General features: G+C 71.2%; 13 protein-coding genes and 2 pseudogenes. 9 read left to right on the top strand and 6 right to left on the bottom strand.

The window, feature by feature from the left end:
• The first annotated feature begins 3 nt into the window (after positions 1–3).
• Genes ACH4SI_RS22695 through ACH4SI_RS22665 form a run of 7 tightly spaced genes read left to right on the top strand, consistent with a single transcriptional unit; the run spans position 4 to position 9,183 of the window.
• Positions 4–1,269: a hypothetical protein gene (locus tag ACH4SI_RS22695; RefSeq protein ID WP_398298310.1), complete on the top strand. Its 1,266-nt coding sequence runs from the start codon at positions 4–6 to the stop codon at positions 1,267–1,269.
• A gap of 2 nt (positions 1,270–1,271) precedes the next feature.
• Complete coding sequence (locus tag ACH4SI_RS22690; RefSeq protein WP_398298308.1) at positions 1,272–3,281, top strand: hypothetical protein; 2,010 nt, start codon at positions 1,272–1,274, stop codon at positions 3,279–3,281.
• Entirely contained in the window at positions 3,278–4,414 is a 1,137-nt protein-coding gene (locus tag ACH4SI_RS22685) for a hypothetical protein (protein ID WP_398298306.1), read from the top strand. The genes ACH4SI_RS22690 and ACH4SI_RS22685 overlap by 4 nt, the downstream gene beginning before the upstream one ends.
• Before the next feature lie 2 nt (positions 4,415–4,416).
• On the top strand, positions 4,417–4,947 hold the full coding sequence (locus ACH4SI_RS22680; RefSeq protein WP_398298304.1) for a hypothetical protein: 531 nt from the start codon (positions 4,417–4,419) through the stop codon (positions 4,945–4,947).
• Positions 4,944–6,758, top strand: coding sequence for a hypothetical protein (locus tag ACH4SI_RS22675; RefSeq protein WP_398298302.1), 1,815 nt, complete (start codon positions 4,944–4,946; stop codon positions 6,756–6,758). Before ACH4SI_RS22680 ends, ACH4SI_RS22675 begins: the two co-directional genes overlap by 4 nt.
• A gap of 5 nt (positions 6,759–6,763) precedes the next feature.
• Positions 6,764–8,896 carry an ATP-binding protein gene (locus ACH4SI_RS22670; RefSeq protein ID WP_398298300.1) on the top strand — a complete coding sequence of 711 codons (2,133 nt, stop codon included), beginning with the start codon at positions 6,764–6,766 and terminating at the stop codon, positions 8,894–8,896.
• A gap of 5 nt (positions 8,897–8,901) precedes the next feature.
• Complete coding sequence (locus tag ACH4SI_RS22665) at positions 8,902–9,183, top strand: hypothetical protein (protein WP_398298298.1); 282 nt, start codon at positions 8,902–8,904, stop codon at positions 9,181–9,183.
• Here the strand turns inward: ACH4SI_RS22665 and ACH4SI_RS22660 are convergent.
• Both ACH4SI_RS22660 and ACH4SI_RS22655 read right to left on the bottom strand, forming a co-directional pair.
• Positions 9,171–9,833 carry a hypothetical protein gene (locus tag ACH4SI_RS22660; RefSeq protein ID WP_398298296.1) on the bottom strand — a complete coding sequence of 221 codons (663 nt, stop codon included), beginning with the start codon at positions 9,831–9,833 and terminating at the stop codon, positions 9,171–9,173. The two genes, ACH4SI_RS22665 and ACH4SI_RS22660, sit on opposite strands and share 13 nt — an antisense overlap.
• On the bottom strand, positions 9,830–14,536 hold the full coding sequence (locus tag ACH4SI_RS22655; protein ID WP_398298294.1) for a hypothetical protein: 4,707 nt from the start codon (positions 14,534–14,536) through the stop codon (positions 9,830–9,832). The genes ACH4SI_RS22660 and ACH4SI_RS22655 overlap by 4 nt, the downstream gene beginning before the upstream one ends.
• A 157-nt stretch (positions 14,537–14,693) precedes the next feature.
• On the opposite strand from ACH4SI_RS22655, the gene ACH4SI_RS22650 reads away from it, so the two are divergent.
• Positions 14,694–14,894, top strand: a complete 201-nt coding sequence (locus ACH4SI_RS22650) for a DUF4236 domain-containing protein (RefSeq protein WP_398298292.1) — start codon at positions 14,694–14,696, stop codon at positions 14,892–14,894.
• Between the two features lie 13 nt (positions 14,895–14,907).
• Here ACH4SI_RS22650 and ACH4SI_RS22645 read toward each other — a convergent pair.
• A pseudogene (locus tag ACH4SI_RS22645) lies at positions 14,908–16,193 on the bottom strand (MFS transporter).
• Between the two features lie 80 nt (positions 16,194–16,273).
• Here ACH4SI_RS22645 and ACH4SI_RS22640 point away from each other — a divergent pair.
• Positions 16,274–17,167, top strand: a complete 894-nt coding sequence (locus ACH4SI_RS22640) for a LysR family transcriptional regulator (RefSeq protein WP_398298290.1) — start codon at positions 16,274–16,276, stop codon at positions 17,165–17,167.
• A 66-nt stretch (positions 17,168–17,233) separates the two neighbouring features.
• On the opposite strand, the gene ACH4SI_RS22635 is transcribed toward ACH4SI_RS22640, so the two are convergent.
• The 3 genes and pseudogenes from ACH4SI_RS22635 to ACH4SI_RS22625 form a co-directional block, all read right to left on the bottom strand.
• Positions 17,234–18,124 carry a geranyl diphosphate 2-C-methyltransferase gene (locus tag ACH4SI_RS22635; protein ID WP_398298288.1) on the bottom strand — a complete coding sequence of 297 codons (891 nt, stop codon included), beginning with the start codon at positions 18,122–18,124 and terminating at the stop codon, positions 17,234–17,236.
• Positions 18,125–18,141: 17 nt separating this feature from the next.
• A pseudogene (locus ACH4SI_RS22630) lies at positions 18,142–19,428 on the bottom strand (family 2 encapsulin nanocompartment cargo protein terpene cyclase); the annotation flags it as partial.
• Positions 19,419–20,831, bottom strand: coding sequence for a family 2B encapsulin nanocompartment shell protein (locus ACH4SI_RS22625; protein WP_398298283.1), 1,413 nt, complete (start codon positions 20,829–20,831; stop codon positions 19,419–19,421). The pseudogene ACH4SI_RS22630 and the gene ACH4SI_RS22625, both read right to left, overlap by 10 nt.
• Positions 20,832–20,963: the final 132 nt, after the last annotated feature.

The raw sequence follows: 20,963 nt of genomic DNA, 5'->3' as shown, positions 1-20,963 counted from the left end.
GCGATGACGGAGACAGAGACATCGAGGTCATGCACGGAGGAGTTCGACGCGCCACCGCTGCGCCGGCTGCGGTACTTCCACGGCCAGATGCTGGGCGCGCGGGACTTCCAGCGTGAACAGGACTACCACCGCGAGAAGCTGAAGCTGCGCATGCGCTGTCTGCTCGGCTACGGCGTGGTGTGCGGCCTGTACGTGGAACCGGCACCGGGCGACGAGGACGACTGCCCGTCGGATACGGGTGAGGAAACGCCATCCGCCGAGCAGAGCGAGAGCGATGCCGAACAGCGGCACACCCGGCGCCGGGCCAAGGTGACGATCAGCCCCGGCCTGGCCGTGGACTGCGACGGCAACGAGGTCGTCGTGCGCGGCGGCTGCGCGATCGACCTGTGGAAGGCGCTGCCACCGCACGAACGGGACACCGACACCGTCTGGGTCGGCATCGAGTACGCCGAACGGCCCGTCGAGCCCACCCGCGCCGTCTACAACGACGCCTGCGCGGACACTTCCGACTGCGAGTTCGGCTGGACGGAGGAGTGCTACACGGTCCGGGTCACCGGGTGCGAGCCGCCGGCGGACGAGCGCTGCGACACCTGCTGCTCGGCATGCGAGCACAAGGTGCTGTGGCTGGCCAGGATCGACTGCGTCGACTGGTACGAGCCGGTGCGCCGCCACCAGATCCACATGAACGTACGCCGCCCCTTCGGCCGCCATGTGCCCACCGTGATCACCGGCATCAACTGGATCCACGGACACACCTACACCATCGACGAGGCCAAGGCGCTCCTCGGCACCCAGGACGAGGACGGCGGCCTCGTGGTGCGGTTCTCCTCCGGCGTACGGACCGACACGCTGCGGCCCGGCGTGGTGGAACTCCAAGTGATCGAGGGCGGCAGCGGACGCAACGCCTCCACTTGGTACATGGGCGGCAAGTTCGCCGAACCCGACACCGGACCGGATCCCGAAACAGACGGCGAATGCGACGAGTTCACCGAGCGGTTCCGCTACCGCCAGACCACCCGCGAGACGCTGCAGGACGGCGACCGCCTCCTGATCACCGTCCGCGCCGCGTTCCTCCTCGACCGCTGCTGCCGTCCGGTCGACGGCACTCATGTCGGCGGACGCGTACCGACCATCGACGACCACAACACCCGGTCCGACGCCGCGCACGGCGGCTGCGACCTCCCACCCTCGGGCATCGGCCCCTGGACGTCCGGCACCGGTGCGGGCGGGGACGTCTTCGAGAGCTGGTTCTTTGTGAAGGAGCGCTGATCATGCGAACAGACTGCGGATGCGGCTGCGGTGGCGACGCCACCCGGACCTCCGCCTTCGTACGTCCTCGCTTCTTCGCAGGGCAACTGCTGACCGAGGACGACCTCAGCCTGCTGGTCGAGTACACGACGGCGAAGCGCAGACTCCACAACCGCTCCCTGTACGGGCCCGGCGTTATCTGCGGCCTCGGCGTCACCTGTGACCCGTGCGGCGGCGGAACCGTGGCCGTCCACCCCGGGCACGCCCTCGACTGCGCAGGGAACGACATCGTCGTCGCCTGCACCGAACGCGTCGACGTCACCGCCCTGGTGCAGGAGCGGCGCGTGCAAGCCCTCGGCGTGGAATGTGGGGAAAACTGCGGCAACGACGCCGACGAGGGCGGCCGCCGCTACGGGCTCTACGTGCAGTACCAGGAGCTTCCCGTCGAGCCGGTGGCGCCGTACGCCACGGAGGAGCCCTGTCCCTCACCGGGATGCGTGCCCTCCAGGGTTCAGGAGGGGTACCGCTTCGTCGTCAAGTGCGACGACTTCGAGGACCACCGCCACAACCCCGGCACCCGGCTCCTCGCGAGCATCGGCGACCTGGCCCGGGCCGACCAGGCGCGCACCCGCGACCGGCGGCTCGCGTTCTACGCCGACGCCCTGACCGCCGCGGCGACCGGTACCGGCCGTACCTTCCGCTTCGACGCCGCCGACGCGCAGCGGTACGCCACCGCGCTGAAGTGGCTGCGCGACAACGCGGGCGGAGAGGGGACACCGTCCCCGCCGACGGTCCGTGAGATGACCGAGCACGTACGCGGGCTCGCCGCCGCCGTCGCCCGGTTCGACACCTACGACGCGGCCGGGCAGGACCAGCTCCGGCAGAACTACCCGGACCTCGCCTCCGTGCGGGAGGCCCGCGGCGCCCTGGGCACGGCGTGCGAACGGCTCCGGGGCGCCGACGCGGAGGCGGCCTGGCCCGATCCGCTGCGCCGTACGATCGCCCGCGCCGTCGTCACCGAGACCGCCGCCCGGGTCGTACCGGAGCGGGGCGACCCGGACGCGCCACTGGAAGTGCGCATGCTCGCCCAGGGCACACCGCTCGGCCACGCCCTGCGGGTGGAGTTCCGAGCCGACATCGGCCTGATCCGCGAATGGCTGCTGTGTCGGCTGGACCTGTCCGCCGACCTCGCCGACTGCACGCTTCGCCACGACATCGCCACCGCCGACGTACCGCCGCTGCTCCCGGCCCCGCCGCCGGACAGCACCGAGAAGGCGACCGTCGCCGAGGTGCAGCAGATCGCCCAGGCGGCCACGACGCTGGGCACCGCGCTGCGCAGGTTCCTGACCGACGCGGCGTGCGCCACGCTGAACCCGCCGTGCGGCGACTGCACCGACACCGACGTCCTGCTCGCCCATGTGGAGCTGGACGGCTGCGACGTCGTACGGGTCTGCTCCGCCACCCGGGAACAGGTGCTGCCGGGCGGCTCGGCCTACGGCGAATGGCTGCCCAAGCTCTACCGGCTGCGCGAACTCGCCGAGCGCGTGTGCTGCGAGCCCCTGCCCGTGTACCGGACGCTGCCGCTCCCGACCGAGGGCCCGGTCGCGCTCCCGTACGCCGAGGGCCTGCTCGGCGACTGGCCGCGCACCGGGGACCTGGAGGAGATGCTGTCCCTGCTGCTGACCCCCGCGCCCGGCGAGACACCGCCCAAGGCGCTGCATGAACAGGTCTACACGACCCCCAGCGAAGTCACCGACAGCATGCAGGAACTGGCCCGGCTCAGGACACAGGTCGCCGATCTCACCGCCGCCGTGGAGGGCCTGCGCGCCCACATGGGCAGCGCCCAGACGCAGGTCACGCACTTACAGGAACGCCTCGCCGATCGCGAGGGCACACCGGACCAGGCCCCGGACGCGGACGCAGACGCAGGAGCGGACCAGGCGCCCGACAGCGCCGCCGAGCCGCCCAAGCCCCCGGTCAAACGCACCCGGTCGCCCCGCTCCCGTAACCAGAAGCCCGGTGAGACGCCATGACGGGCCCGCTGCGCCCCGCCTTCCACGAGGGGCAGGTACTGGCCGCCGCCGACCTGTCGGCCACGGTCGAGTACGCGCGCGGACCGGCCGTCCGGCACGCCCGGCACCTGCACGAATGGGGCATCGCCGAAGGGCTCGGCCTCGTCACCCAGCCCCGTACCGACCCGGCCACGGGCGTCCGTTACGTCGAGGTGAGCGTGTCGCCGGGGATCGCCGTCGACGGGACCGGCCGCGAGGTGGTCGTCACCGAGCCGGTGGTGCTGCGCGAGAGCGACTTCGACGAGGTCAACGGCGCGGACCAGCTCACGGTCGAGCCCTACCCGGTCTTCCTCACCGCCGCCGACCGCGAACCGGACCGGTCCGCCGCTCCGGTCTCCTGCTCCGGCGGTGCCACGAAGACCCGGGTGGAGGAGTCGTACCAGCTCCTCTTCGGCCGCCTCGGCGACGAGCGGCTGGTCGCGGAGCAGCAGCCGCCCGCGATCGGCGCCCCACCGGCCGATCCGCCCGTCCGCTGGCTCATCCTGCTGGGCTACGTCCAGTGGACGGACGGCCACTTCAGCGGCGTCGTGACCGAGGCGCGCGGAGTCGCGGCGCGGTTCGTGGGCGTACGCGCGGACAGTGTCTCGGCCGCGTCCGGCGAACTGACCCTGCGCACGGCCCCGGAGGCCCAGGAGGGCAAGCCGGCGCTCGTCCTGTCCGGCGGCGACACGCCGAATTTGGTCTTCGGCCTGTACCAGGGCAGCGGCACGGTCGCCCCGCTGATGACCGTGGCGGCCAACGGCAACCTCACGATCGAGGGCAGCTTCAGCGGCGGGACCCAGGCCGGCAGCACGCTGGTCGCGTCCGGGACCGCCACCGACGGGATGCTGCTGCCCCTGCCGTCCGGTGTCACCCCGCAACAGGTCGCCGACGGGCGGGCCGTGCTCCACGTCCATCTGACCCCGCGCACACCGCCCTTGGGCAACACGGCGCTGTTCAGCCCGGTGGAGATCGCCGTGGACGGCGACCGACGGCTCCGGTGCCGGGTGCGCGTGTACGACCCCGTCGCCGCCCCGGGGGAGGTCGTCGACCAGCCCGGGGCGGCCGACTTCCTGGTGGTGGCTACGGTCGCGGCAACGAACGGCGGTGGCTGACGATGACTCTTCACGTGGTGTACGCGATCGGCACCGGCCACGTCGTGGGCGCCCTGGCCCACACCGGCGCCGACGCCCCGGCCGACGTGGCCGCACTCGTCGGACGCGCGCTGCCGTTGCGCGTCGCCCTGAGCGACGGCAGCATCGCGACCCTGCCGCTGAGCGCCGGAAAGCTCGGCGTGGCGGCCGTGGACGACGAACCCGGTGCCCTCGCCGATGCGTTGGCCTTCGGCGTCGAGCTGACGTCCGAGGACAAACCCAAACCTGAGCTGGTGCGCCTGGCGGAGTGGGACGACGATGTCGCGCTGGCCAAGGACGGGATCACCATCAAGGTGCAGGTCCCGGCGAACCGCATCACCCCCGTGGTGGCCCTGATCTCCGACGAGCAGGACACCCATGTGCTGACCGGGGAGATCCCGGCCCAGCAGGCCCAGGTGAAGCTGCCGGTGACCCTCACCGCGGGCAGCGAGCACGGTGTGCTGGTGCTCGCGGCGGGCTGGTCGGGCCACCTGGGGACGGAGAAGGTGACATGAGCGCCCCCACCGCGCCGGCCATCGGCGGGACCGGCGAGTCCGGCGACATCACGGTGCACCGGTGCACCGTGACGGTCGTCCGGCGCGGTGGGTGGAGCTGGGGCCCCGATCCACGCGGCCTGGTCCGCCGCGTGGTGGATTCCCTCCCGGAGCTGCTGGCGGACCACTTCGCCGAACGGCTGGCGGCCGACGGGCCGGATGTGGAGATCACCGAACCGCTGATCGTCACCGTCAGGCCGGGCCGTAACGGAACGCTTCAGCAGGCCACGAACGGTGGACCACCCGTCGAGGTCCACTTCGCACCCGTACCGATGGTGGAGATACCCGCCGACGCACCCGACGCCGAGCCCGACACGGACGCCATGTCGTTCGAGGACTCCTTCGCGGCGCCGCCCGAACCGTGGACCGCCCCGAGCGCTGCAGCGCTCTTCGCCGAACTCGCCGAGCGCGGCGAACTGGACGCGCTGCTCGCGCTGCTGCCGGACGAGTCCGTACGGGCGTATCTGCCCGCCCTCCTCGGCGCCGACGACACGACGGCCGCCCGGCTGCTCGCCGAACTGGTCGGGCGAGCACTGGTCACCCGGCCCGCCGAGGCGCTGCCCGAGCCGTTGCGTACCGCGGTCGCGGGCAGCGACGCCGCCGACCTGCCCCGGACGCTCGCCGCTTACGTAGCGTCCGCGAACCCCGAGGAGGCGGTCCGTCTCGCCCGGACCCTGACCGACCCGCTCGGCCCGCCCGCCCAGGAACCGCCCGCCATCGCCGTGGCGCCGCCGCCTCTGGCCCCGGGCGCCACCGCGATGGCCCCTCGCACCACCGGCGAGGTACGGGTGTGGTCCGCGCTGCCCTTCCTGCTCGCCGGGCCTCTGGCACGCATCGGCTACCTCGACGCCATCGGTCCCGCCCTGGCAGGTCTGGAACTCGCCGACGACGCACCGCTGTTCGCGGCGGCCCTCGCGTACAAGGTGCTGGGCTCCACCGCGCGGGGCTGGCGCCGCACCGAACGGGACGCCGAGGCCGCGGCCGCCTTCGCGGGCCTCCACCCACCCGTCGCCGAGGAGCACCTGACCGCCTTCGCCCGCCAGGTGCGCCCCGCGCTCCCGGTCCTCGACGGCGTCCTCGCGCTGTCGGTGTGCCGCGGCCACGACCCCGCCGACCCGCTCCTGATCACCGGCGCGGACGACGCGCTCCTCCTCGTCGACGCCCAGGGCATGTTCCCCATCGCGTGGGCCGCGGACGCCGCCGGGCTGCTGCCGTACTGGCAGGCGTGCGGGCGGCCGACCGTACTGCTCTGTGACGGCCCCCTGCCCCCGGGCACGCTGCGCGACCTCGCCTCGGCTGGGGTTCCGTTCCTCACCGGCGTACGCCCTCTGCGCGGCGACCCGGCGACGCGGCTGCCCTGGCGCACACCCCTGTGGGCCGCCACGGGGACAACCCCGGACCCGCGCTCGGCCGCCGAACTCCCCACCCACGCCGAACGATTCGCGGCCATGGTCACCGCCCTGGTCACCGAGCGCCGGGCGGTACCGCTCGCGCCGGACGGCGGCCTGGAGCACACCGTCACCCTGGCCGCCGCGCTCGGCCTGTCCACGGTCGCCTGGACGCTCTGGCGCGACCGCGAGACACCGGATCCGCTCCTGGCCCTGCACCGCTTCGCCGACCTGGAGGCCACGGTGCGGTTCGAGCCCGCGGCCGTCCGGGTCCGCGTACCGATGGGACGGCGCCACGCGGACCTCCTGCGCGGCGGCCTGCTCGCCGACGTGCCCGACGTGGTCTGGCTGGGCGGCCGGACCCTGACCTTCTCGGCCGGGTGAGACACATGGGCGAACCAGCGGTGGAACACCTGCGGATCCGGCTGGCCGACACCCACCGGGCCCTGCGCGCCGCCGTCGAGCGGCAGGCGCAGCTCGCGGCCCGGCTCACCAGGCCGGATCTCACCCCGTACTGCGTCACCGACGAACAGGTCGACGTTCTCCTCGGCGAGGTGCACGCCTTCACCGACACCATGGCCGAGCCGCACGTCCCCCGCCGCGGGGAGTCGGAAGCCGAACAGGGCCTGAGACGACGCGCCTCCGCCGAAGGGAAGACCCTGCCCCTGGACGCCCTCGCCACCCGGTTCGGCCTGACCCGCGCGGAGCAGGACGCGCTGCTGCTGGTCGCGGCGCCCGAACTGGACCGCGGCTACGAGCGGATCTACGCCTACATCGTGGACAACCTGAACAGGCGCCTGCCGAGCGTCGAACTGCTGGTGACGGTGGGCGCGTTGAGAGACGAGGGGGTCGAGGAAAATGCGGGTGGCGCGGCGGCCCGCCTCGCCCTCCGCCGCGCCCTCGGCCCGGCCGCGCCGCTGCGCCGCTACGGCCTGCTGCACGCGCACGGCGAGTCCGCGGTCGAACTGTCCCAGGAACTGATCCTCGGCCCCGGGGTGCTGGACTTCCTGCTGGGCTGGGGCGGCGACGTCGGCCTGCTGGGCCACGATCCCGGCGAGGTCGCCCCGCCGGAACCCCGCGTGCTCTCCCCGTACCTCTCGTCGGACGAACTCACCCGCCTCGGCCGCGCCCTCGCCGCGGGGGACATCGACCTGGCCGGGCTGTGGGGCTGCCCGCCCGACGGCCAGCTCGACGCAGTCCAGGCGCTGGCCCAAGCCGCGGGAGCACCGCTGCGGACCCTGACCGCCGACCCCGAGGCCGACCTGCGGACGGCCGCCGCGCTGGGCGCGGTGCTGTGGATCCCCACCGACGACCTGCACGGCGAGCAGCGGCGTCCCCACGCCGACGCGATCTCCGCCGCGCTACTGCGCTCCCGCGTACCGGTGTGCCTGACCGGCCTGAAACCCTGGCGCCCGGCCGGCCTGCTCGCGGCCCGCGCGTACGCCGAACTCACCGTCCCCGTACCCGGATTCACCGACCGCCGCGCCATGTGGTCGGCCGCCCTCCCGGATCTGAACGGCACCCTCCTCGAAGACCTCGCCGTGCGCTACCGGATGAGCGGCGGCGAACTGCGCGCCGTGGCCTCGGTCGCCGACGCCGGGGCGCGCCTGGCCGGCAACGGTCGCCCGGAGCCGGTCGCCGACCACGTCGAACCCGCCATCGCCACCGTCACCCGCGGCCGCAGCGGCAGCGCCGTCCACTCCATCGTGCCCCGCCGCACCGTCGACGACCTGGTCCTGCCCGACGTCCAGTTCCGCCAGATCCTGGAGATCGCCTCCGCCTTCCGCGCCTGGCCCCGGATCGCCGAGAGCTGGGGCTTCGCCCGCCGCTCGGGCCACGGCGGGGTCAAGGCCCTCTTCACCGGAGAGCCCGGCACCGGCAAGACCATGTCCGCCGAGATCGTCACCGGCATGCTGGGCCTGGAACTGCTCAAGGTGGACCTCGCCCAGGTCGTCTCCAAATGGGTGGGGGAGACGGAGAAGAACATGGAGACCGCGTTCCGGCAGGCCGAGGAGAGCCACGCGGTCCTCCTCTTCGACGAGGCCGACGCCCTGTTCGGCAAACGCGGCGAGGTCAAGCACGGCACCGACCGGTACGCCAACCTGGAGGTCGGCTACCTCCTGCAACGCCTGGAGGCCAGCGACGGCCTGGTGATCCTCACCAGCAACCTCAAGGACAACATCGACCCGGCCTTCACCCGCCGCTTCCACTTCGTCGTCCACTTCCCCCGCCCGTCCGCGCCCGAACGCCGCCGGCTGTGGCGCGTAGCCTTCCCCGAAGAGGCCCCCCTCGCCCCCGACGTGGACCTGGACGCCCTGGCCCGCCTCGACATGACCGGCGCGGGCATCGCCGCGGCGGCCCGCACCGCCGCCCTCGCCGCGGCGGACGCCGACAGCGCTACCATCGGAATGCGCCACATCGTCCGCGGCGTGGCCCGCCAATTCCAGCGCGAGGCCCGCCTGCTCCGCCCGACCGAACTCGGCCCGCACGCCCACCTGCTCGACGACGGAACCCCGGGGTGACACCGATGCTGCCCACCGAACCCCCGCTCTCCCTCCACCGCCTGATAGCCCCGGTCCCCCCGGCCCGAACCCCGGAGACCGCGACGGCCACCCGCCAGGTGCCGGCTCCGGCGCCGGTGCCGGAGGTCCCGGCCAAACCGCTGCCCCCCTTCGAAGGTTTCCTCGTGATGGAGCAGAACCAGGTGGGCAACGCGGCGGTGGCCGGAGTCGCGAGCCGGACGAGTCCTGCCGCACCGGTGCCGATGGTCGTGCCGCCGATCACGATCCGGGGCGTTCAGGCGCCCTGACGCCCCTCCGCCGTCCGCCACAGTTCCTCGACCCGCGCCAGTGAGGCGCGGGCCTGCTCGACCTCGCTCCCCGCGACCGAGCCCGCGCCCACGTTCCACGGGCTGTTCCACTCCTCCTCCAGGGAGCGGAGGGAAGCGGCGTGTTCGTCGTACAGGACCGCGAGCATGGAATCGCCGCAGCGCACCGCCTCATCCTCACGCACCCCCGTGCCGGGATAGGCTTCCGCGGTCAGGCAGAAGACCGTGGGACGACCCGCCCGGAGTTCCTCCAACCGGTAGCACACGATACGGCGACCCTCGCCGGGGTGGGCCGCGGGAATCTCCAGGAGCGGCAGCAGGTCGGGGTCGCGGGCCAGGAGGAGCGACTCGACTGCGGCCATGGCGTCGGGCACCTCCACCGGGCCTCCGAGACGGGGCGGAACGGCCAGCTCCCAGGGCTGGTTGGTGAAATCCGCCAGCAGGTCCAGGGACCACAGCCCGGCGTCGACGACAGCGAAGACCTCCTCGGGAAACGGGACGCCGTAGCATTCGCGCAGCACCTCACGCGGACCCGCCCCGTTCTCGTACAGCGCACGCGCCAGCCGCGCCATGGACGCGTAGTCGTCGCGCGACGCCTCGATCCGCAACCGGTCCACGGCCTCCGGGGTCATCGCGGCTCTCCCTGGTTCCTCGACGACGCGGCCCTCATGATCTCATCGAGCACCGTGCGCAGTCTCGTCCAGAAGTCCGCGAGTTGAGGGGCGGTCAGTGCCGTCACGATCTCCTGAGTGATGGTGTGCGCCTTCTCCAGGGCCTGCCTGGCACCCGGGTCGCGGCGCCTTTCCGCCATGCCGACGAGGTTAATGACGCTCGCTTCGAGTTGGCGCAGCTCGGCCTGGACGCTTCCGCTCCGCTCGGTCAGCCGAGGGTTGTCGCTCATGAGCATGATGACGTTCTCGATGTGGACGAAGACCTTCTCCTGCAGCTTGCGCTGGAGCCACCTGTTTCCGCTGACCGCGGGGATGCCGTAGAGGAACTCCCGGCTGAGGGTTTGCGCGCTGGCGTACGACTGCGACTGGAGGATGGCCGCGTACGCGCGATGGCTGACGCGGATGTCCGCGAGCTCGCCGCCCTTCTTCCGCTTCTTGCCCATCTCGGCCAGTTCCACAGTGGTCGGCCGTACGGCGAGGCCCCGGTCCTCGTTCTCCGGCAGCGGGCTGGTGGTGGTGCTCGCCTCCGGGGCGTAGGCCACCTTGAACTCGTGACCGAACAGCTCCATCAGCCGGATGCGCAGGAAGCGGCCCTCGGCCCCGCGGAGCCCGTAGAGCTTTTCCTGGACGGCGGTCAGGCCATCGGCCCGGGCCCGTTGGAAGATGCCGTCGGCCTGCTCGTTGTCCCACGCCTTGATGAGCATGTTCGGCTCGGTCGGATAGAGCATCTCCGGGAACCGGTTGGCGATGGCCTCGCGGATGGCCCGGTCGAGCTCGTTGGACAGGAGCGTCATCTGCTGCATGTGGGGGTCGTCGTGCTCGCCCCACTTGAAGCCTCCGAAGTGGTAGCCGCCGATGACGAGCAGCGGGTGCCGCTCCATGGAGGCGAGCACCTGCGTGTACGCTCGGAGGACCCCCATGCCGCTGATGGCCGCGACGCCAGTGTCGGCGTCCTGGCTGACGATGTGGACCTGTGTGTTGGTGTCCTTGAGGATGCTCACGGCCTGCTGGGTGAAGGTGTGGCCGAGCACCTCCTCACGGAAGGCTCCGTAGGGCAGCTTGCCGTCGCGCCAGCCCGACTCGTTGGCCGCCAGGGCGGTCTGCTGGTCGGCGTGCGATAGCTGTGAATAAGCGTGCCGCACTTCCGCGAGGGCGACCTCACGCTTGTCGACGATGTGTGTCCAACGGGGGGTCCACAGGAATCCGAACACTCCCAGGAGCTGCCCGGCCTTCGGACGGATGCGGTCGAAGGCGGCCATGATGTCGGCCTTTCCGCCGCCCCTGGCGCTCTTCGGGTCGAGCCGTTCGAAGGTGTTGATGCCGATGACGACCGCGGTCCGCGTCAGCGCCATGGCTTCCGCGCTTCTCCCCTCGGAGTCCTTCCACGCCTCGTCGATGTACCGCGACGCCACGTTCGAGGTGATCTCGCCGGGCGTCGCCGCCATATTGACGACGAAGCCGGTCGTGGGGTCTTTTCCTCTCATCGGGATGTTGATCTTGCGCAGGTTCTTGATCACCCGCGAGAGCCTGGTGGTCTTGACCGACCCGGCATCGGGGATCGTCTCGATCTTGTAGGGGAACTTCTCCCCGAGGTCCTCGGGCCGCGTCTTGGCGCGTGGATTGATCGCCAGATCGATGTAGTACTTTTCCTTCGTCTCCCGTACTAGCTTGATCCCGGTCAGTCCGTGACGTTTCTTGATTGCTGGGAGTCCGCGCCGTACGGACCTGACTGTTGCCGACTCGGCCGTGATGAGCGCCGTCGCCTCACGGAGGGCGGCGTCCAGAGCGCGCTGCTTGTCCGCCTCGGACCGTTTGTCGGGGCGCTTCTTCCTCGGGTCGCGCCTGTCCTTCCGTTTCGGCCTCCGCCGGTCCGGACGTCGCCGCTGGTCCGGGCGCCTCCGTCGGGGCGGCCTGCCCGGGCGCTTCCGGTCCGGGCGGCGCTTCGGTTTCGGCTTGGGCTTCTTCTTCTCGAACTTCGACTTGATCTTGGCCCAGAGCTTCTTCACCAGGCCCACGATCTTGTCGATCACCCAGTCGATCGCCCGGTTCACCGGCTTGGACATCGCTTGGACGATCTGCTTGACCTTGGCGGCGATGCCGCCCACGCCCAGGATCGCGGCCAGGACGCCCAGCAGGACCGGGATGGAGCGGGCCAGGGCGCGTTCGATGAGGCCCGGGACGCCGCCGCTGCCGCCTTTCGCGATCGCGATGGCCGCGTCCAGAACGGCGTTCACGAACTCGAAGATCTGGCGCGCCTGGGTGACGATGAAGCGCACGATGTCGATGATCAGCTTCACCGCTCGCACAAACGCTGACGCGGGGTTGAGCAGCGAGAGCACCCACATGATCCCGGCCTGGATGATCGTGGGCGTCACATAGGCGATGACCTTGTCGAGGAGGTCCTTCTTCAGGTCGCCCACGCGCGTCTTGAGGTCCTCCCACATCCCCGCGACGCCCCGCTTGCGGACCTCCGAGACCAGCGGGATCGCGGTTTCGGCCGCCGCGACGGCCGGTTCCATCTTGGGGACCTTGCGGACGATCCGGGCGCGGACGTTCTGCCAGGTCAGGCCGAGCACGGAGGCGAGCATCTTCAGCACACCCTGCGCGTCGAACTTCGACGGGAGTTCGAGGCCCGCCTCGGCCGTCTTGCCGAGCAGCCAGGACATGATGCCCTGTTGCAGGTGGCGGCCGATGTTCGCCAGGAATTGCTTGAGGCCGGCGCCGACGGCCGAGACCAGGTTGCGCAGGAAGCCGATCGGGTCCTTGAGGATCAGCATGACCGCCGACGCGGCCTTGGCCAGGACCGACAGCAGGAGCCGCTTCAGCTCCAGAATGGTGTTGATGACGGACTTGACCGCGTCCACGGCCTTGGCCACGAGGCCCTTGTTCTTCTCCTTCTCCGCGGCGATCTCGTCGTCGACGGACTTGAGCGCGTCGGTGTACTTGGTGGCCAGCGTGTCGACGAGTTGGGTGCCCTTGTCGTCCACGGACTGGGTGAGTTCGTCGAACTTGTCGGAGAACTCGGCGGCCGCCTGCTGCCCGATGGACCGCAGGTCGGCCGGGAGCTTGCGCACGGCGGCCTGCATTTCGGTGCGGCCCTGGGCGATGCGGCGCTTCGCCCGGTTCAGCTCGCCGCCGATGGTGTCGGCGACATCGGAGATGACCTGCCGCATCCGGCGGACGTAGTTGTCGCGGGCCTCCTCGAAGATCTTGTCGGCCTCGGCGGGCAGCCCGGCGAACAGGTCCCGGACCCAGCGCGCCTTGCCTGTCCAGCCCGAGTACCGCCGGTCCTTGTACTCCTCCATTTTCCGCTTGTGCTCGGCGGTGAACGCGTCCCGCGCCGCCTTCTCTTCCCTGCTGAACTGCTCGTCGACGAGCTTGTCGAGGCCGTCGAGGATCGCCTCGACTTCCTTCTTCATGGTGTCGAAGACGCCCTGCAGGATCGCCGTGACCTGGGCCCGCTTCTCCTCGTCCCGCCCCTTGGCCCCGGTCTTGCCCGCGCCGACCTGCTGCCCGGTCCGCACCCGCTGGGCGCCGATTGCGCCCATAGCGGCGGCGCCGAGCCGCTGGGCCTGTGCGGTGGCGGCACGCAGCTCCTTCTTCTCGTGCCCGCGCATCCGGCCAGGGGCCACCTCGGAGTGCTGTTCGGCGGCCTTCTTCTCGCCCAGGGCGTTCTTGAAGGTGGGCTCGTTGGACTTCTTCAACTGCGTCTCGGTGACCTGGGCATCCGCCATCTGCCGGTCGACCCGCGCGGGGCCGGCGGACAAGTCGGTGGCCGACTCGGGCAACTTGTCCGGTACGGCGTTCGCCGGATTCGGCGTGCCCGGGGTCCCGGGCGGCCGGTCCGGGGTCATCGGTACGACCTTCTTGGGCACGGCCGCCGAGGTGTCCGGGGGAGCGGCGGTCGTCGTGGCGATCTGCTCGGCCGAATCCGTCTTGCCCTCGCCGACCTTGCCGTGCACCTCGGCCTTCACCTCGTCGGCCTTGCCGGAGTCGGCGAACTTGTCCGCCTCGTCGAGGTTCTTTGGCGCCTTCTCGGCGATCGCCTTCTCGACCGCCTTGATGAACGCGTCCTTGTCGAACTCCTTCGGCTTGGCGTCGTTCATCTTCTCGGCGTTGGCGGTCTTGCCCTGCGCCTCTTCGTCGTCCTTGGGCGGCTGGGCCGCGTCCTGCGCCGCCGTCGCTTCCGTCTTCGGGGGCGGGTGCGAGGTCGCTACCGAGCGCTTTTTGCGCTCCACGTCCTTCTTCAGCGCCCCGAACTTCGGATCCGCGTCCGGGCCGGGACGCGCCGTCACCTCCGGGCCACCACCACCGGGCGCCGCAGCAGCCTCCGCCACAGCCGGTTCCGCCGGTGCCGGTGCCGGGGCCGGTTCGGCCGCGGGCGGTTGCCTGTCGGCGGGCTCCGCACGGCGGGCCGCCGCGACCGCACCATTGCCGACCATGTCCTGCCCGGTGGGCGGCGCCTTGGCCAGCGGCGGAAGCGATCCCGGCCCGCGTCCGGTACCGGCCAAAGCCGCCGACACCGCCGCGTTGGACGCGGGGAACTGGGGCCGTGCCGGGTCGCGTACGTCCGGCCGCTCCTGAGCCGGGGCAGCCGGGGCAGCCGCGGCGGGGACCTTCTCCGACGTCCTTGGCCGCAGCGCGAGAGCCTTCGGCGGTGGCATCGGACGAGCCCCCTCCCACGGCGCATTCTTCCCGTGAAGGGTGGCAGGAGGGGCGTGACGAGGCCGTCACCCTCCTGTTCCCGAAGCGTCTCCAGGAGACCGGACCGCGTAGCGGCGTGAACGCGGGGAACGCGAAGGAGCGAGGAAAGGAGTTGTCGTGCCCGTCACCTTCCGCAAGAGCTTCCGCATACTTCCCGGCGTCCGGCTCAACATCAACCGCAAGTCCGTTTCCGTCACGGTCGGAAAGGGCGACACCAAGCGCACCTACTCCTCCACCGGCCGCAGGACGACCTCGGTGGACCTTCCCGGCCCGTTCGGCTACCGCAAGACCAGCACCAGGACCACCTCACGCCACTGACGGCTCCCGCCGTTCAACAGGTCTCACCCGTCCAGGTCGCGGCACCCCGCTGGGCGGTCTCGTGGACGCGCTCGTGCCGGGCGATCGGCCCGACGAGCCCGATCAGGACGGCCGCCACCGCGAAGGCACCGTCCACGCCCACCACTTGGGAGACCACGGCGCCGATGCCGGTGCCCGCGTCGTAGGCCATGTTCCACGCCGTGCTGGCCCTGCCATGCCCCCGCGGACCCGCCCGGTGGAACATCATCACCAGGGTGTCGTTCTGCAGGGCACCGAACCCGAGCCCGTACAGCCCCGCCGCCACCGAGGCCAGCACGGCGGGGGCGGGCAGGCCGGCGGCCGCACCGGCAACCCCCGCCGTACCGAAGGCGCAGGCCAGCACCCCGGGTACGAGCAGCCGCCCCGACCCGGCGCGGTCGTGGAACGACCCGGCTGCCCAGCGGCCCACGATCACCGCCGCCGACAGCACGAACAGCGCGGTCGGGGCGGCCGCGTCCCCCTTCAGGGCGAGCGGGAGGAAGGAGGTCATCCCGCCCAGGGCACAGGCGGAGACGATGAGCATCGCCCACGGCCCGGCCAGCGGGCGCAGACCCCCCGAAGGGCGGCTCGTGCCGCCCTGCCCGGGACCCGGGGTACGGGGACGCCCTCGTCCGGACGACGCCTCCGCGCCCGCCTTCTCGTGCGGGTGCTCCACCCGCCGACTCGACATCATCCCGGCCAGCGGAGCCGCCAGCACGCTCGCGGCTCCGGTGACGACGAAGACCGCGGTGAAGCCGAACTCCTGGGCACACCACACCCCCGCCGGCAGACAGACGACGTGCGGCAGACCCACCGCCGCCCCGTACCGGCCCACCGCCCGGCCACGTTGGCCGGCGGCACCAGCTCGGCCACCAAGGCGCTGCCGGCCACCGCGACCATGCCGAAGCCCACGCCCCGCACCGCCGAGACGGCAAGGACCCACTCCAGACCGGAGGAGACCGGATAGGCGAAGGTGGGCAGGCCCATCAACAGCGCCCCGGCGGCCAGGATCCGCCGCAACCCGTACCGGCGCAGCAGTCGGCTCATCACCAGCTGGATGCCCACCGTGGTGGCCATGGTCACTCCGGTGGCCGCACCCACCCCGCCGTGCCCGGAGCCACCCTCGGCCGACCACAGGGAGACCACGGACAGCAGCGGCGCGTAATTGGAGAAGGTCCCCAGCGTGGCGGCGAGCAGCAGGAGAAAGTCCCGCCCCGCCAGTCCGGTGGGGGAGCGCCGTTGTGCCGGGCCGGTCCGGCGCGGGAAGGTGAAGAGGGCCATGACCCAAGGTGTATGCCGCCCCGACCCATCGGGTCCAACGGACATCTCCGATCCAAACCGTCACGGAATGCGATGAATGAATGGAGCTGAAGCACGTCACGACGTTCCTGGCCGTCGCCCGTCACATGAGCTTCACCCGCGCCGCCCACGACCTGGGTTACGTCCAGTCGAGCGTCACCGCACACATCAAAGCCCTCGAGCAGGACCTGGGCGCCGCACTCTTCGAGCGCCTGGGACGGCGCATCACCCTGACCCACGCCGGCGGCGAACTGCTGCCCCACGCACGGCAACTCGCCCATCAGGCGGAACAAGCCCGCCAAGCCGTCCAAGGTGCCAGTGGCGACCCCCGCGCCGTCCGCGGCACCCTGCGCATCGCCGCCCCCGAAAGCCTGTGCGCCCACCTCCTGCCACCCCTCCTCCGGGCGCTGATGGACCACTTCCCCCACCTCCGTGTGGCCTTCGGCCCCGCCGGCAGGAACACCCTGCTCACTTCCCTGAACGAAGGAGCCCTCGACGCCGGATTCCTCCTCGAAGAACACATCACCGCCCCCATGGCCACCACCGAACTCCTCGCCCGGCAGTCCCTGCGACTGATCGCCCACCCGGGCCACCCGCTCCTCCACCGCCGCCACGTCGACACCGCCGATCTCGCCGGCGAAACCCTGCTCCTCATGGAGCACGGCTGCGCCCAACGCGATGTCATGGAACGCGAGCTGGGCCGCGCGGCCATCCACCCCACCACCATGGAATTCGTCAGCGTGGAAGCACTCAAACGCTGCGCCGCGGCAGGTCTGGGCGTCGCCCTGCTCCCCGCGGCCGCCGTCGCCGACGAACTCGCCCGCGGCGAGGTGGCACCCCTGCCCTGGACCAGCAAACCCGTCCTGGGCATCCACTACCTGCGCCACAAGGACCGCCTGCCCAGCACCGTCCTCACCACCCTCGCCGAACTCGCCCGTCACCACTGGACCGGATAGCGGAAGGGCCGGGCCCGTCGGGGAACGGACCCGGCCCTTTCAGCCGTCACGGAGTCGTCGGGCGGTTCAGACGCGGTCGGCCGCGATCAGGACGTACTGGAAGGAGCCGTCCTTGTAGGAGTTGATGAACGCTTCCTCAATGCCCGTGACCAGCGAGGACGTGGCCCGCAGCTCCCAGTAGGGCAGCGTCGCGGGGGTGAGGTCGATGACGGCCTGCGGTACGAGGCGATTGTCGGCCATGGCACGCAGGTACTCCCGGCGGGAGTGGATGTTGCACTCGAAGTGCGCGTTGATCTGCGAGACCCACTTCGACGGCTGGCCGTAACGCGGGTTCCAGCAGCCGGTGATGGTCACGTAGCGGCCGCCGACCGCGAGGATGCGGGAGTGCTCGGCGAAGAGGTCGTGGAGGTCGACGTACATGGTCGACTCGTTGTTCCACGAGGCCGCGGCCTGCCCGGTCTCGAAGGGCGTATCGAGCATGTTGCAGACGTGGGCGCGGACGTGGTCCTCGATCCCGAGTTCGCGTGCACGCCCGTTGGCGAAGTCGGCCTGCTTGGCCGACAGCGTGACGCCCTCCACCGTGCACCCGAAGCGCTGGTGGGCCATGACCATGGAGCCACCGCGGCCGCATCCGGCATCCACGAGCGTGTCGTCGCGCCCAATGGGGCCGAGATGGTCCAGGAGAAGTTCGGCCTGAGCCGACTCCAGGCGGTGCAGCTCGGCGATCAGCTTCTTCTCGTCATCGCCGTCGCCGCCGAGAGCGGCGTGGTCGACGTCTCCGATGCCGTAGTGGTGGTGGTACAGGCCGTCCACATCACCGAGCCGCAGGTTCACGGGCCTGGCCTCGCGATCCCAGTAGCGGGCGATGTCCCCTTGGTAGGGCGTCACCGGGGCGGGGATGAATGCGGAGGCGTCGGCGGAAGCGCCGATGGCGGTGCTGAACTCGGTGCTGGTCATTGATAGCTCCATTCCTCTTACCAGAAATCGGGCAGGCTGTAGCGGTAGGTATTGGTCTGGTGCCAGTAGTGGTTGCCGTCGACCCACGCGGCCACGCCGCGCAGAAAACGCTGCACCGTCGGGACGGGGAGGGCGGCGGCCAGGGCCGCTGCTTCGTCCTCGAAGTCGTGCATGAGGTCGTTGTGGACCTCGACCGTCTTCAGATAGGCCTCCCGCTCGGAGATGCCCTCACGTTTGGCGATCACCACGGGCAGGTTCAGGTGCAGGCCGGGGCCGGCCAGCTCCTTGGTGTACGAGTACAGGTCGTTCACGATGGTGGTGGCGTTCCCGGCGAGCGCGATGACCCGCTGCATCGCGGGCCTGGCGTGCAGGTCCGCCGGCAGTTCGTAGCCCCCGACGGTGTCGGTGATGGTGGGGCAGGGCCGAAAGTTGTTGAACTGGCGCATCGCCAGGTATTCCCACACCTCGGGCACGTGGTCCGTCTGGGCCCACGCGGCCTCGGCGAGGTATCCCATGTGCAGACGGGCCATGTCGTGCCGGAACCGGTCGGCCTGGGAGGCGCTGGCCTCTCGGACGAAGTACTCCATGGCCGAGCGGTAGGCGCGCCGGGGCGCGTCCGCATGGAGCGACTCCGCCCACTGCGGCTCGTACTCCTTCGCCGTGTGCAACGGGTCGAGGGCGGTGTGCGCCAGCAGCAGGCGCCCGCCGAGGCCGATGGGCGAGCCGCCGTGGTCCTCGCAGTAGCAGTCGTCCACCGCGTTCTCGGCGACCATCATGCGCGTGGCGAGCATCAGATGGTCGACGGTGGGGGCGTCGGGGTGGCAGGCGACCATGTAGCGACCCACGGAGAAGCCGTCGAACTGGTCCTCCCAGTCCTCGGGATACAGGTCGACCTCGTCCAGCGCCCAGGCCTTGATCCTGCGGCTGACCTCCTCCACCCGCCCGGGGTCGGGCTCCGGCACCGGGTGGTAGTAGAGGCCCGGGACAGGGTGGCCTTCGGCCGGATCCTCCGGCGGCGCGGGCGGCGTCGGCTCCTCGCGCGGGGCCAGGTGCAGGCTCGCCGTGCCCAGTCCGCTGGGGCCGCGCAGGAGCCGTTCCAGGCCGGCGCCCGCGGTGCGCGCCTCGACGGCAGCGGCGGGCGGCGGGGTGGGCAGGGAGGGCGGAGGGGGAAACTCAGGCGCAGGCATCCATGGCTCCTCGGTGGGGTGGGTGGCAGTCCCGGATGGACTCCGGGCACGCGCGGCCCGCCCGGCGCGGGGCCGGGCCGTCGTAGCCGTCGTGCAGGGGAGGGCCCTTAGTCGCGGCTGCGGGCGATCTGCACGTTCTCCAGCACGCCGAGGGCATCCGGCACCAGGATGGCGGCGGAGTAGTAGGCGCTCACGAGGTAGGAGATGATCGCCTTCTCGTCGATGCCCATGAAGCGCACCGACAGGCCCGGTTCGTACTCCTCCGGCAGACCGGTCTGCCGGAGGCCGATGACACCCTGGTTGTCCTCGCCGGTGCGCATGACGAGGACCGAGCTGGTGTTCTCCTTGCTGATGGGAATCTTGTTGCACGGCAGGATCGGGACGCCGCGCCAGGCCGGGACCTGCTGCCCGCCGAGGTCGACGTGGGTCGGATAGAGCCCGCGGGAGTTGAACTCCCGCCCGATCGCCGCGATCGTCCGGGGATGGGCGAGGAAGAACTTCGAGCCGCGGCGGCGGCAGAGCAGTTCGTCGAGGTCGTCCGGGGTGGGCGGGCCGGAGTGGGGCTGGATGCGCTGCTTGAAGTCGGCGTTGTGGAGCAGGCCGAACTCTCGGTTGTTGATCAGCTCGTGCTCCTGGCGCTCACGCAGCGCCTCGATGATGAGCCGCAGTTGCTCCTCGGTCTGGTTCATTGGCTCGTTGTAGAGGTCGGCGACCCTCGTGTGGATCCGCAGAACGGTCTGCGCGACGGAGAGTTCGTACTCGCGCGGCTTCAGCTCGTAGTCGACGAACGTGCCGGGCAGCGCGGGTTCGCCGGTGTGACCGGCCGACAAGGCGATCTCGGCCTCACCACGATGGTTCTGCTGCCGGCCGAGAAGTGAACGGAACTCCCGGACGTGGTCCTGGAGGCTCGGCGCCGAGGACAGCACGGCGTCGAAGTCGGCGCGGGACAGGGTGAGCAGGGTGCCGGCGGTCTCGGCGGTGGCGGTGCAGTCCCACCGGGCGTCCGTGTCCAGCAGGGAGTCCTCACCGAACCGGTCGCCGTCGGCGAGCACGGCGACGGCGACCTCGTCACCGTACTTGCCGACCGTGGTCCGCTTGACGCGGCCGTGCGCGATCAAGTGGATCTGCTCGGCGGGCGTGCCGCGCTCGACCAGCGTTTCCCCGGCCCGGAAGTCGTGCTGGACGCACCGGTCGGCGATGGCCGTCAGCACCTCCACGTCCTCGAAGCCCCGCAGCAGGGCCAGTTCGCCGAGCTCGCGGGGGATTACCCGGACGGTGCCACCGTCCTGGACGAACTCCACGCGCCCGTCGCCGACGGTGTAGGTCAGCCGGCGGTTCACCCGGTAGGTACCGCCCTTGACCTCGACCCAGGGGAGCGACCGCAGCAGCCAGCGCGAGGTGATCCCCTGCATCTGCGGCGCGGACTTGGTCGTGGTGGCCAGGTTGCGGGCAGCAGCCGTGCTCAGGCTGGACTGCCGAGTCGGCTCCAGGGGTGATTCCGGGCTGGTACCAACAGTCATCGGGCGAGCTCTCCTTCGTCACGGCGGTGGCCTCGCGCGCATGCGCGTCACCGGAAAGGAGGAGGGAGGGGTGCATCCGGGTATCCGCGCAGACCCATGGAACGGTAGTTGCCAGGGCACCTGATCGGCCAA

The sequence above is a fragment of the Streptomyces sp. NPDC021212 genome (assembly GCF_044332925.1).
In the GTDB taxonomy this organism is placed as follows: Bacteria; Actinomycetota; Actinomycetes; order Streptomycetales; family Streptomycetaceae; genus Streptomyces.
This window is presented reverse-complemented; position numbering and strand designations above follow the sequence as displayed.

Excerpts from the sequence above, each read along its gene's own strand:
- ACH4SI_RS22635 (WP_398298288.1), bottom strand. The coding sequence starts at position 18,124 with ATGACCAGCACCGAGTTCAGCACCGCCATCGGCGCTTCCGCCGACGCC.
- ACH4SI_RS22690 (WP_398298308.1), top strand. The coding sequence starts at position 1,272 with ATGCGAACAGACTGCGGATGCGGCTGCGGTGGCGACGCCACCCGGACC.
- ACH4SI_RS22670 (WP_398298300.1), top strand. The coding sequence starts at position 6,764 with ATGGGCGAACCAGCGGTGGAACACCTGCGGATCCGGCTGGCCGACACC.
- ACH4SI_RS22660 (WP_398298296.1), bottom strand. The coding sequence starts at position 9,833 with ATGACCCCGGAGGCCGTGGACCGGTTGCGGATCGAGGCGTCGCGCGAC.
- ACH4SI_RS22685 (WP_398298306.1), top strand. The coding sequence starts at position 3,278 with ATGACGGGCCCGCTGCGCCCCGCCTTCCACGAGGGGCAGGTACTGGCC.
- ACH4SI_RS22675 (WP_398298302.1), top strand. The coding sequence starts at position 4,944 with ATGAGCGCCCCCACCGCGCCGGCCATCGGCGGGACCGGCGAGTCCGGC.
- ACH4SI_RS22655 (WP_398298294.1), bottom strand. The coding sequence starts at position 14,536 with ATGCCACCGCCGAAGGCTCTCGCGCTGCGGCCAAGGACGTCGGAGAAG.
- ACH4SI_RS22640 (WP_398298290.1), top strand. The coding sequence starts at position 16,274 with ATGGAGCTGAAGCACGTCACGACGTTCCTGGCCGTCGCCCGTCACATG.
- ACH4SI_RS22625 (WP_398298283.1), bottom strand. The coding sequence starts at position 20,831 with ATGACTGTTGGTACCAGCCCGGAATCACCCCTGGAGCCGACTCGGCAG.
- ACH4SI_RS22680 (WP_398298304.1), top strand. The coding sequence starts at position 4,417 with ATGACTCTTCACGTGGTGTACGCGATCGGCACCGGCCACGTCGTGGGC.
- ACH4SI_RS22665 (WP_398298298.1), top strand. The coding sequence starts at position 8,902 with ATGCTGCCCACCGAACCCCCGCTCTCCCTCCACCGCCTGATAGCCCCG.
- ACH4SI_RS22695 (WP_398298310.1), top strand. The coding sequence starts at position 4 with ATGACGGAGACAGAGACATCGAGGTCATGCACGGAGGAGTTCGACGCG.